Source organism: Secundilactobacillus malefermentans DSM 5705 = KCTC 3548 (genome assembly GCF_001436395.1).
Lineage (GTDB): Bacteria > Bacillota > Bacilli > Lactobacillales > Lactobacillaceae > Secundilactobacillus > Secundilactobacillus malefermentans.
This window is the reverse complement of record NZ_AZGJ01000058.1, coordinates 1-9992: the sequence shown is the minus strand read 5'-3', so window position 1 is coordinate 9992 and position 9992 is coordinate 1. Positions and strand designations below refer to the sequence as shown.

At 39.2% G+C, this 9992-nt stretch carries 10 protein-coding genes and 1 CRISPR repeat array; of the genes, 5 read left to right on the top strand and 5 right to left on the bottom strand.

Going from position 1 to position 9992, the window contains the following annotated elements; all coding sequences use genetic code 11:
- Window positions 1–57: 57 nt before the first annotated feature.
- A CRISPR array of direct repeats spans window positions 58–903; the repeat unit is 33 nt; unit sequence GTCGCACCTTGTATGAGGTGCGTGAATTGAAAT.
- A gap of 296 nt (window positions 904–1199) precedes the next feature.
- From cas4 to FD44_RS08835, 4 genes are all read left to right on the top strand, one after another.
- Window positions 1200–1856 (top strand): CRISPR-associated protein Cas4, encoded by a 657-nt coding sequence (gene cas4 / locus FD44_RS08850; RefSeq protein WP_010619182.1) that lies wholly within the window; start codon window positions 1200–1202, stop codon window positions 1854–1856.
- Window positions 1853–2884, top strand: a complete 1032-nt coding sequence (cas1c, locus tag FD44_RS08845; protein WP_010619181.1) for a type I-C CRISPR-associated endonuclease Cas1c — start codon at window positions 1853–1855, stop codon at window positions 2882–2884. Before cas4 ends, cas1c begins: the two co-directional genes overlap by 4 nt.
- Before the next feature lie 9 nt (window positions 2885–2893).
- Window positions 2894–3184, top strand: a complete 291-nt coding sequence (gene cas2, locus FD44_RS08840; RefSeq protein ID WP_010619180.1) for a CRISPR-associated endonuclease Cas2 — start codon at window positions 2894–2896, stop codon at window positions 3182–3184.
- A 183-nt stretch (window positions 3185–3367) separates the two neighbouring features.
- Window positions 3368–4477, top strand: coding sequence for an NAD(P)-dependent alcohol dehydrogenase (locus tag FD44_RS08835; protein ID WP_010619179.1), 1110 nt, complete (start codon window positions 3368–3370; stop codon window positions 4475–4477).
- Here the strand turns inward: FD44_RS08835 and FD44_RS08830 are convergent.
- The 5 genes from FD44_RS08830 to FD44_RS08810 all read right to left on the bottom strand — a co-directional run bounded on the left by FD44_RS08830 (window position 4474) and on the right by FD44_RS08810 (window position 8699).
- Window positions 4474–5013 (bottom strand): TetR/AcrR family transcriptional regulator, encoded by a 540-nt coding sequence (locus FD44_RS08830; RefSeq protein WP_010619178.1) that lies wholly within the window; start codon window positions 5011–5013, stop codon window positions 4474–4476. The two genes, FD44_RS08835 and FD44_RS08830, sit on opposite strands and share 4 nt — an antisense overlap.
- Window positions 5014–5377: 364 nt before the next feature.
- Complete coding sequence (locus tag FD44_RS08825) at window positions 5378–5857, bottom strand: PTS sugar transporter subunit IIB (protein WP_010619177.1); 480 nt, start codon at window positions 5855–5857, stop codon at window positions 5378–5380.
- Window positions 5829–6260, bottom strand: a complete 432-nt coding sequence (locus tag FD44_RS08820; RefSeq protein WP_010619176.1) for a PTS sugar transporter subunit IIA — start codon at window positions 6258–6260, stop codon at window positions 5829–5831. The genes FD44_RS08825 and FD44_RS08820 overlap by 29 nt, the downstream gene beginning before the upstream one ends.
- Before the next feature lie 28 nt (window positions 6261–6288).
- Window positions 6289–7971: a PTS system mannose/fructose/sorbose family transporter subunit IID gene (locus FD44_RS08815; protein WP_010619175.1), complete on the bottom strand. Its 1683-nt coding sequence runs from the start codon at window positions 7969–7971 to the stop codon at window positions 6289–6291.
- A 17-nt stretch (window positions 7972–7988) separates the two neighbouring features.
- Entirely contained in the window at window positions 7989–8699 is a 711-nt protein-coding gene (locus tag FD44_RS08810; protein ID WP_010619174.1) for a transaldolase, read from the bottom strand.
- 198 nt (window positions 8700–8897) lie between these two features.
- Here FD44_RS08810 and FD44_RS08805 point away from each other — a divergent pair, with 198 nt between their 5' ends.
- Window positions 8898–9926 (top strand): LacI family DNA-binding transcriptional regulator, encoded by a 1029-nt coding sequence (locus FD44_RS08805; RefSeq protein ID WP_010619173.1) that lies wholly within the window; start codon window positions 8898–8900, stop codon window positions 9924–9926.
- The last annotated feature ends 66 nt before the right edge of the window (window positions 9927–9992 follow it).

Here is a 9992-nt window from a genome sequence, read left to right as displayed (position 1 = left end):
TATGAGGTGCGTGAATTGAAATCCAATTACCAACAACTGGAAATCAGGAAGGGTACTGTCGCACCTTGTATGAGGTGCGTGAATTGAAATAAAGTATTTGATACCGTTGGGGTTTACCATTTCTGTCGCACCTTGTATGAGGTGCGTGAATTGAAATAATATCAAATTCAGCAACTGAACTATGACCCGGCGTGTCGCACCTTGTATGAGGTGCGTGAATTGAAATAAAGTATTTGATACCGTTGGGGTTTACCATTTCTGTCGCACCTTGTATGAGGTGCGTGAATTGAAATGACCACTTCTTCTTAAACGATACGACCGCATTCCCGTTGCACCTTGTATGAGGTGCGTGAATTGAAATAATATCAAATTCAGCAACTGAACTATGACCCGGCGTGTCGCACCTTGTATGAGGTGCGTGAATTGAAATGGTAATTTATTCATCAAGTTATTGCTTTTATCTACGTCGCACCTTGTATGAGGTGCGTGAATTGAAATTAGATTAATTGATATAGTAATTGGATTACCTGAATGTCGCACCTTGTATGAGGTGCGTGAATTGAAATATCAAGTAATTAAGCAACAAAAAACTAACCCTATCAGTCGCACCTTGTATGAGGTGCGTGAATTGAAATGCAAAACCTTAGCCCAGAAAACGGCTGGCGGCGGGTCGCACCTTGTATGAGGTGCGTGAATTGAAATGTGTCACCTGTGTACTTACTGTCACCGCTAAACTGTCGCACCTTGTATGAGGTGCGTGAATTGAAATCTACTGCCTGCGTTAGGGTTGCTGCCGTATAACCGTCGCACCTTGTATGAGGTGCGTGAATTGAAATCTGACTAGTTCCACTCAATTCTGGAATCGCCCGTGTCGCACCTTGTATGAGGTGCGTGAATTGAAATATCTTGTGGTCTTGCATATCTTGAGTTGCATTGGAGTCGCACCTTGTATTGAGGTGCGTGAATTGAAATAATTCAATTCGGTAAGTTGAATGCGGCTTAAAATTGTCACACTCTGTATGATAACTGCACTTGCATATTCAAATATATATATCACACTCTAATCTAAATCAGTATAATTCATCAAAGACTATTCCTACTGGTTTATATATTCTTGGCATATCGTAATGAAAACGTTTACACCGATGCATCTACTTGCTACTATTGAACTAACTACTAAGACAGTGAGATGATTCTCAATGGAATATAATGAAGACGATTTTCTAATGATTTCGGGAATCCAACATTTTCGTTTTTGCTCCCGCCAATGGGCTCTTATTCATATTGAGCAGGCGTGGAAGGATAACTTACTGACTTTTGATGGTCAAACTTTGCATACAAAAGCTGATCAACCACAAATTCGTGAAAAAAGAAAAGATAAGCTAATTGTTAGATCTCTTCCAGTTCATTCTAGGGAACTTGGACTTACTGGTATTTGTGATGTTGTTGAGTTCACAGAATCAAAATCTGGTGTTTCTATTCAAGGTAGTGAAGCAAAATATTTACCAAATCCAGTGGAATATAAACACGGCCATAAAAAGTATGATTTATCTGACACTTTACAGCTGCTTGCTGAGGCTATTTGTTTAGAAGAAATGATGGGTTGTAAAGTTTCACATGGTTACATTTACTACCAGCAAACTCGACATCGTGAACTCATTCCATTTACTGATCAACTTCGAATTGAACTCGCAGAAACCGTTAAAAAAATGCATCAACTTTGGGAAAGACGATACACCCCTAAAGTTAAAACTGGGCCGTGGTGTAAAAGCTGCTCTGTAGCAGAATTCTGTTTTCCCGAATTAATTACCAAACAAACCGTCCATAGTTATTTGAAACGAAGGTTAGATGAATGAGAAAATTACTGAATACTCTATTTATTACGACCCCAGATGCATACTTATTTTTAGATGGTGGAAATATTGGTATTCGTGTGGATAAACAGACAATTGGTAAAGTTCCCCTCCTAAATTTGGAAGGTGTGGTAACTTTTGGCCGTTCTGGTGCAAGTCCAGCATTAATGAACGAGTGCATGCAATCAACTATTCCGATCACCTTTTTATCCCCAACTGGTAAATTACTTGGCCGAGTCATCGGGCCAAGTAAAGGAAATGTTGTATTACGAAAACATCAATATCATATTTCAGAAGACATGACTGCTAGTAGTGTAATTGCGAGAAACTTTATTATTGGAAAAATATATAATCAGCGTTGGATGTTAGAACGGACAACCCGTGATCACGGTTTAGTAATTAATACTAATCAATTTAAATCTTTATCCAATCATTTCAAACAAATAATTAAGCAAGTTTCTGAAAGCACTAATCTAGACACAATTCGTGGAATTGAAGGTAATGCAGCAGAAGAATATTATGGCGTGTTTAACCAAATGATATTACAGCAAAAGGATTATTTTCAATTTAATGGACGCAATCGTCGTCCACCGCTTGATGGTACAAACGCATTATTATCTTTTGCTTATACTTTGCTTGCACACGATACTGCATCAGCTTTGGAAACGGTTGGACTGGACGCATATGTCGGATTTATGCATCAGGATCGGCCAGGTCGTGTTTCACTGGCCTTAGACTTAATGGAAGAATTAAGAGGTGTTTATGCAGATCGTTTTGTTCTTCGACTTATAAACAAAAACATTCTCTCTGAAAAGGATTTTCAAACTAAAGAAAATGGCGCTGTTTTGCTCACCGATGATGCCAGAAAAAAGTTTCTTACAGAGTGGCAAATGCGTAAACAGGATACAATCGTACACCCCTATTTGGGAGAAAAAATTTCTTGGGGATTAGTCCCATACTGTCAAGCTCTACTATTAGCTAGATATTTGCGTGGTGACTTAGATGAATATCCTCCATTTCTATGGAAGTAGGTGTTTTAAATGCTAATAATTGCTGCATATGATATTTCGGTTACTTCAGAAGGTGGTCCGAAAAGATTAAATAATGTGGCCAAAACCTGCCTTCGTTATGGTCAGCGCGTTCAAAATTCCGTTTTTGAATGTTTAATTAATGACCTAGAATTCAAAAAAATGCGTAAAGAATTAACCGCTCTGATTAATCCAGAGCTTGATAGCTTACGATTCTATAATTTAGGTCATAATTATGAACATAAGGTGATACATATTGGAACCAAGGATGTTCAGGACCTCTCGCAGCCGCTTATTTTATAAAAAAGTTGCTGACGTATTCTTACTTCTTCTATTTATTAAATTAGTTAGCCACACTTGCCCACAATCGTACTACTTCAATAGTTGTTTTGAAATCGTTTACAAATCCCCCAATCTGTCCAGTAACTTCACTTGAATTTTTCATATAATATACCTGTGAATAATTTATCAAAGTGAGGGATAACTATGAAAATTAAAGCAGCAGTTTCACTCGTTCAAGATGATCCACTGGTTATGAAGACGGTGGATTTAGATGATCATTTAAACGGACACGAAGTTTTAATCAAAACAGTTGGTAGTGGTATTTGTGGCGCGGACATTTCTGAAACCCATGGAGGACCTACTGGATACGCCCCTATTCCAATGATTATGGGCCATGAGGGTTCTGGAATCGTGGAAAAAGTTGGTAGTGATGTCGATGAATTCGTTCCCGGCGATCACGTCGTTGTTTCGTATGCGAGTTGTGGCACCTGCAAACAATGTGTTGAGGGTCGCCCATATGCTTGCGAACGGATGAATGAACTTAATTTTGAAGGTAAGGATATGGATGGTGGTACCCGCTATTCACTAGACGGCAAACCACTTAGCTCCTTCTTCCAAGCTTCCTCATTTGGCGACCATATGAAGGCTTTAGACCGGAACGTTGTTAAAGTAGATAAGGATGTCGATTTAACGATTCTTGGACCATTAGGTTGCGGCCTGCAGACTGGATCTGGTACAGTTTTGAATTCCTTAAAACCTGCTCCGGGTGAAGGAATCATCATCTTTGGTACAGGTACAGTTGGCTTAGCAGCCATCATGGGTGCCAAAGTAGCTCACTGTGATCCAATCATCGCCGTTGATGTGTTTGATAGTCGTTTGGAAATGGCTAAAGAACTTGGCGCAACTCACGTAATTAATAGTAAAAATATTCCGGATGTGCCAACCGAAGTTCAAAAGATTGCCAAAGGTGGCGTCGAATATGGTGTCGTTTCAGCTGGCGTCAACGGTTTGGCTGAACAAGCTGTTCGTTCAGTTGGAATCCATGGCGAAGTTGCCATTGTTGGTGGCGCTATTGAAGGCAAATTCAACATGGCAATGGATTTCTTGGTTCCCGCCAAAACGGTCAAAGGTGTTCTTCAGGGAGACTCACTTCCAAAGATTTACATCCCCCGTTTAATCAATTTATACAAACAGGGACTATTCCCATTTGATAAACTCGTTAAATTCTATGATTTCGATGACATCAATCAAGCGATGGAAGATTCCTCGAATGGCAAGGTCGTCAAACCAATTCTGAAGATTGCTGAAGTTTAATTAAATAAATCTCGTCCATAATTTGTGATGGTCAGAAAAGTGCTGATAGCCTCCTTTTCTGGCCATTTTTTGTATTCGTCAATTAGGGTAAATTTCAAGAAACTAAAAGTAGCCCCAGCTAAGGTGCTGGAGATGAGTGGCGCATTTATTTTCGAAGTGTGGCTAAGTTGCATGATCCTAATGTTAAAATCACGTAAAATTGTCATAAACTCATTGTCCAACTTTGCCCAAATTAAAAGTCGAAATAAATCCATGTGCCCTAACCATCCCTGATAAAGCGTGGTGACCAATCTTTCGCCGTTGAAATCGGGTGCTTTTGCAAATTGCTCAAAGAAATTATCCACGTACCCTTGGACGGGAATTAAAATGATGCTTTCTAAATTTGCATAATGGTTATAAAAGGTTTGGCGCGAAATATGTGCCGCTTCAGCAATATCAGTGACCGTCAAGCCTTGAAAAGAAGCCCCATTTTGCATATAGGTCAGTAATGCCTCGTAGATTAATTGTTGCGTTTGGTTCGTCCGCTTATCGCTCATGTGAATCCCCCTAGATTCTTAGTGAAAACAATCTGATTATTTCTAATTAAAGAGGATTGTGGGTGGTAGGTCAAGGGGGGGTGAAGGTGGGGATAAATTAATTGGTGGTAATAAGTGCTGAATACCTACACAAATGGGTTAGTTAATATGCACCACTACTTGACATCATACTTGAACGTTGAACTATCTAGCATCACAACTGATAAAAGCAAAAATCAGTAAATGGCATATCTCCGAATGATTTTCGGAGGTATGCCATTCTAGAAAATATATAGTAATTTCAAGACTACTTTCATTTAAAATTTCTTAAAGAAAACGAAAGTATAGTACTTATACGATTCAATTTTATTCTAAAACAGATTCGTTATTTACCTTCCAACAAATCCTTCATCTCAACCTTGTCATTTTGCGGCATAATTTGAATAAAGACATGGACGCTTTTATCAATGAGATGCTTGAAAGATTCATTTTCCTCTGTGTTTGTTGAAATAGTATGGTAAATTCGTTCGCGATCATCCTTTGCGCCCATACCACCCAAATTGATTTCGCCAATATCTATGCCATTATCCACCAAATACTCGAGTGTTTGGGGCACCTTCACTAAGATAATGGTTGGCGCCTCCAATGGCTGTGACAAAAATTTCACGGCGTCTTCTTTATTAAAGACACCAATCGCCATATTTTCAGGAATCGCATTCTCCAAAACATTGATCATAAAGTCATCTTTTGCAACGCCATCATCGATGACTAAAACTTGTTCAGCGTGTGTCACACGACTCCAAGCAGTCATGATTTGTCCGTGAATAAGTCGATCATCAATCCTTGTTAAGACTAAGTTTTGCATGCTTTTTCCCTCCATTTTCTGAAAGATTAATTAATTCAATGCCTGCATTCAGTGGATCCAACGCAATCTTCGATAATTCCGCTACCGATGATTCTTCTGTCCTCATCGTCAGCACGCTGATGAGCATGGGTAAATTCATCCCTGTAATCAAGTCAAATGAATACTTGCTCTTTAGGAATCCGGCAGTATTATAGGGTGTTCCACCTTTTAGATCAATAAAGACCATCGTTTCGCCCCTTAATGCTACCAGTGCTTCATCAACCTTATCGCGATAATCATCAGGAGACTGCCCTGCGTGAAGTTGCAACGCCTGAATATTCTTTTGTGGACCAGCAATCATTTCCAGACTAGCTAATAGCCCTTCACAAAATGGTCCGTGACTTAATAGTAATATATTAACCATACTGTACCTTCCAATCTATGCTGCCTGACTACTTAACGATTCCTAAGATGTTTAAGTAGGAGAACAGGATCCCAATAATAAAGATTCCGATTATAATCCATGTTGGGTTTACTTTTTTAGCAACGAGCCACCATATTAGTAATGTTACACCCAAAGGAATGAGACCTGGCGCTAATGTGTTCAGGATTGACTGTAGTTTCATTGTACTCTTGCCAATTTCCCAAACTAATGGTGTCTTAACTGCGACTCTAGTAGCTGCCATGGCACCAACAACCATCAAGCCAACAATACTAAAGGCATTCGTCACCTTATCAATAACACCATTCTTTAAAATAGTAACAACTGAGCTCTTACCTTTTCTATAACCATACATAAAGAGTAGATACCCAATCACATAGATCACTAGTTCAAAAATGACAGTAAATAGAACTGGTCCTAAATAGTTACCTGCCAACGCCATAGAAGCCCCGACACTAGCTAAAATTGGGAAGAAAATACCTTGTTGAACGGTATCGCCAATTCCAGCTGCTGGTCCCATAAGACCTGTACGGACACCATTGATATCATCAGCAGAAACATCTTGATCATTTGCTCTTGCTTCTTCCATTGAAAGAGCAACACCATGAATGATTGGCCCAACCATGTGTGGCTCAGTGTTAAAGAAGACCATGTATTTCTTCAACTCTTCAGCTTGTCTCTGTGGATCCTTATAAAGTTTACGAATTGGATGAATCATCATGTTTGTGAGACCCAGCGCTTGTAACCGCTCGTAATTGTAGGCAGCTTCATCGGATTGCTCCCAAAGCCACGTTTTAACGAGATCGCCCTTGCTCAACTTGTGCTGATAGTCGGCGGGATCAATCGTTGCTTCAGCCGTGTCTACCGTTGCAGTGGATTGACTAACGCTATCTGTCTCGCCCGTTCGGTTATCTAATGTTAATCGACGAACCTTCTTAGTCTTTGGCTTTTCTTCACTATTCTTATGATTTGTTTGACTAACAAAGATCAAGAATGCGATGGCAGCTGAGAAAATGGCGATTGCCATGATATCTAGTTTCAGATAAACGGCTAAGAAAAATCCAATAATGAAAAATGCATTGAGACTTCGTTTGCCCAGATAATTGAGCAACATTGCAATACCTAATGCAGGCATCAAACCACCGACAACTTCTAGTGCCGTTGTTAGGTTTTGCGGAATTGCATCAATTAAGGCAGTTGCCCAACTCTTACCAAACAAGACTAAGCAAAACGCTGGAATTCCGTAAACAACCAGTGCGACTATGAATGATGGCAAATAATTGAGCCAGCGAATTGCTTTAACATTTCCGTTCTCGAGTGCCTTATCAGCACGGTGAACCCAGAACGAATTAAGTGTTTGATAGATTTGAACCATTAATAATCCAAGTAAGCTAAATGGAATTGCAAAAGTAACTGCTAAGGCTGGCTTGGCACCTGATAAAATAGTCAGTGCAGTTCCGTATATACCGGCAACCATTGTATTACTAGGCATGACACCACCAGCATTAATCCAGCCTAGGTAAACTAGCTGAATATTGGCACCAGCGAGCATTCCTAACATCGGATGTCCCATAAATATACCAACTAACACACCCGTTGTTAACGGATAGGTCATACATCTTGTAATAGGTGCAAAGAACCACCATTGAGAAATTAGTGCAAGTAATCCTACCAAAATTGCAGATAATAACATTAGTAACCCCCCTTTTATTAAAGAATTGAAAATCCTAAAGCTTCAACATCATTGTGGAATCCTTGAACCGTTTCCAACGATAGCTGTTTAGGATCCTTCCCGACCATTGATAACTTTTTAAGGACTGCATTTGTAACTGTAATAATATCGACACCAATTTCTTGTGCCTGAAAAATATTGAGAACCTCTCGACAACTGGCCCAAAGTAATTCGGCTTCAGGCGTTTGAGTTGTAAGAGCCACGGCTTGTTTCATGAGTGGAATAGGATCAATTCCTGTATCAGCAATACGACCTGCAAATACAGAGATAATATTATGCGTGCCTTGTTGCAGTACTTTCACGACCGAAGCCACCTGCTCTATCGTCAAAATTGCCGTAATATTTATTTGAACACCACTTTTTGATAACTTCTCGATTAGCGGAATTGATGACTCGCCCTTACTGTTCGTTATTGGTATCTTCACAAAAACATTGTCCCCCAGTTTGGCTAGCTTTTTAGCCTCTTCCTCCATCACTTCAAAATCATCAGAGAATACTTCGAATGACAGCGGCAAGCCATTTACAGCTGCTAGTGCATCTTTTGCAAATTGAACATAGTCCGTAATTCCAGCCTTTTTCATTAACGAAGGATTGGTGGTGAAGCCAGCCACATCCCATTTATCTCGTGCTTCTAGCATTCCATCAACGGATGCGCCGTCAGCATATACAGCAATTTTGAATTTAGACATAATAACACCTTCCATTTTTATTTGCGTAAACGTTACCGCAACGAGTATACTAAACGTGAAGCTTTTAAAAATATACAGCAATTGATAATCATCTGATGAAATCGTCTCCAGATGCGGTAACGTTTACGCAGTATTTCAAGGTCAATTAAACACCTTCTTTTCAGGAATGTCAACGCTTACATTAAGGATGGATCACATATGGGCAATTTTAAAAAAACTGTTTCAATCAAAGATGTTGCTAGAATAAGTGGCGTTTCTGTCGCCACGGTTTCCAGAATCATCAATAATACCGGTAGGTTCTCGAAAGAAACTCAAGAAAAAGTTAACAAAGTGATTAAGGAACTTGGTTATGGCCCCAATAAATTAGCCGTTAGCCTTCGGTCGCACATGTCCCATTCCGTTGGTATCTTAGTACCAGATATTACCAATGAGTTTTATGCTGCCATCGTGAAGAAATGTGAGAGTCTACTATTCGAAAATAATTTTTCGAGTATTATTTGTAATACAGAACGTAGCTCAGTTCGGGAAAAAGCTTATCTTCAGATGTTAATGGAGCACCGAGTTGATGGTCTCATTATCATTTCCAGTAATATTAGCGGGGAATCTCTCGTTTCACAAAATTTAATTCCTACAATTTATATAGATCGAGAACCAGATAATAAAAATCGATTAATTATTTCTTCGGCTCACTATGAGGGTGGTCTTTTAGCAACTAACTTTCTGCTAAAGCAAAATCTGAGTCCTTTCTTAGTCATGACGAAAACAAAGTCATCATCAACTTTGGCTCGTGTTCGTGCGTTTAAGGACACTTTAAAGAAAGCTAAAATTAAAAATATCGATTCGCGGATATTATCTTTAAACATCACTTCCGATAATTTTATTGCTAGAAACATAGAATTAAATCAATTCATTAAAAATGCGATCAGCTCACCTGGAGTTCCTGGTGTATTTGGTATTAACGATCACGTTGCTTATATGGTGATCAAATCCGCAAATGAACTTGGAATAAAAGTTCCGAATCAACTCAGTGTCATTGGCTTCGATGGAACTTATTTTTCAGACGTTTCCTCACCAAAGATTACCACGATTGTGCAGAACACTGATATTCTTGCAAAAAAAGCTTGCGATAGCTTGCTGAATTTGATTAGTAATACAACTAGCAAAGAAGCCCAATCAGGCGTGATTGAAGTCCCTGTGCATCTTGTAATAAAGGAAAGCACCATTTGATCTTTTATTTTTTCCAAATCATCAATTGAGAAAAAAGGACTAGTTTGAAGTGAACCCCAAATATTG